The 1,866-nt window shown below is 57.4% G+C and carries 1 rRNA gene; it reads right to left on the bottom strand.

The features are described from left to right. Window positions 1–22 precede the first annotated feature (22 nt). Window positions 23–1,866 (bottom strand): 23S ribosomal RNA (locus ABZ899_RS36485); the annotation flags it as partial.

The raw sequence follows: 1,866 nt of genomic DNA, 5'->3' as shown, positions 1-1,866 counted from the left end.
AACACAGTGGACGCGAGCAACTGAGGACAAGCCCTCGGCCTATTAGTACCGGTCACCTCCACACGTTACCGTGCTTCCAGATCCGGCCTATCAACCCAGTCGTCTACTGGGAGCCTTACCCCATCAAGTGGGTGGGAGTCCTCATCTCGAAGCAGGCTTCCCGCTTAGATGCTTTCAGCGGTTATCCCTCCCGAACGTAGCCAACCAGCCATGCCCTTGGCAGGACAACTGGCACACCAGAGGTTCGTCCGTCCCGGTCCTCTCGTACTAGGGACAGCCCTTCTCAAGACTCCTACGCGCACAGCGGATAGGGACCGAACTGTCTCACGACGTTCTAAACCCAGCTCGCGTACCGCTTTAATGGGCGAACAGCCCAACCCTTGGGACCGACTCCAGCCCCAGGATGCGACGAGCCGACATCGAGGTGCCAAACCATCCCGTCGATATGGACTCTTGGGGAAGATCAGCCTGTTATCCCCGGGGTACCTTTTATCCGTTGAGCGACGGCGCTTCCACAAGCCACCGCCGGATCACTAGTCCCGACTTTCGTCCCTGCTCGACCCGTCGGTCTCACAGTCAAGCTCCCTTGTGCACTTACACTCAACACCTGATTGCCAACCAGGCTGAGGGAACCTTTGGGCGCCTCCGTTACTCTTTAGGAGGCAACCGCCCCAGTTAAACTACCCATCAGACACTGTCCCTGATCCGGATCACGGACCCAGGTTAGACATCCAGCACGACCAGACTGGTATTTCAACGACGACTCCACCTGAACTGGCGTCCAGGCTTCACAGTCTCCCAGCTATCCTACACAAGCCGAACCGAACACCAATATCAAACTGTAGTAAAGGTCCCGGGGTCTTTCCGTCCTGCTGCGCGAAACGAGCATCTTTACTCGTAGTGCAATTTCACCGGGCCTATGGTTGAGACAGTCGAGAAGTCGTTACGCCATTCGTGCAGGTCGGAACTTACCCGACAAGGAATTTCGCTACCTTAGGATGGTTATAGTTACCACCGCCGTTTACTGGCGCTTAAGTTCTCAGCTTCGCCCGACCGAAGTCGGACTAACCGGTCCCCTTAACGTTCCAGCACCGGGCAGGCGTCAGTCCGTATACATCGCCTTACGGCTTCGCACGGACCTGTGTTTTTAGTAAACAGTCGCTTCTCGCTGGTCTCTGCGGCCACACCCAGCTCAGAGCGCGAAGCTCATCACCGGACATGGCCCCCCTTCTCCCGAAGTTACGGGGGCATTTTGCCGAGTTCCTTAACCATAGTTCACCCGAACGCCTCGGTATTCTCTACCTGACCACCTGAGTCGGTTTAGGGTACGGGCCGCCATGAAACTCGCTAGAGGCTTTTCTCGGCAGCATAGGATCATCCACTTCACCACAATCGGCTCGGCATCAGGTCTCAGACACAAGGTGTGCGGATTTACCTGCACACCGTCCTACACCCTTACCCCGGGACAACCACCGCCCGGGATGGACTACCTTCCTGCGTCACCCCATCACTCACCTACTACCAGCTCGGGTCACCGGCTCCACCACTCCGACCTCGTCCGAAGACTCGGCCGGCGGCTTCACGGGCTTAGCATCACTGGATTCGATGTTTGACGCTTCACAGCGGGTACCGGAATATCAACCGGTTATCCATCGACTACGCCTGTCGGCCTCGCCTTAGGTCCCGACTTACCCTGGGCAGATCAGCTTGACCCAGGAACCCTTAGTCAATCGGCGCACACGTTTCTCACGTGTGTATCGCTACTCATGCCTGCATTCTCACTCGTCAACCGTCCACAACTCGCTTCCGCGGCTGCTTCACCCGGCAGACGACGCTCCCCTACCCATCACAGCACCCGTTGGGGCT

This window comes from Streptomyces sp. NPDC046859 (assembly GCF_040645135.1).
GTDB lineage: Bacteria > Actinomycetota > Actinomycetes > Streptomycetales > Streptomycetaceae > Streptomyces.
This window is presented reverse-complemented; position numbering and strand designations above follow the sequence as displayed.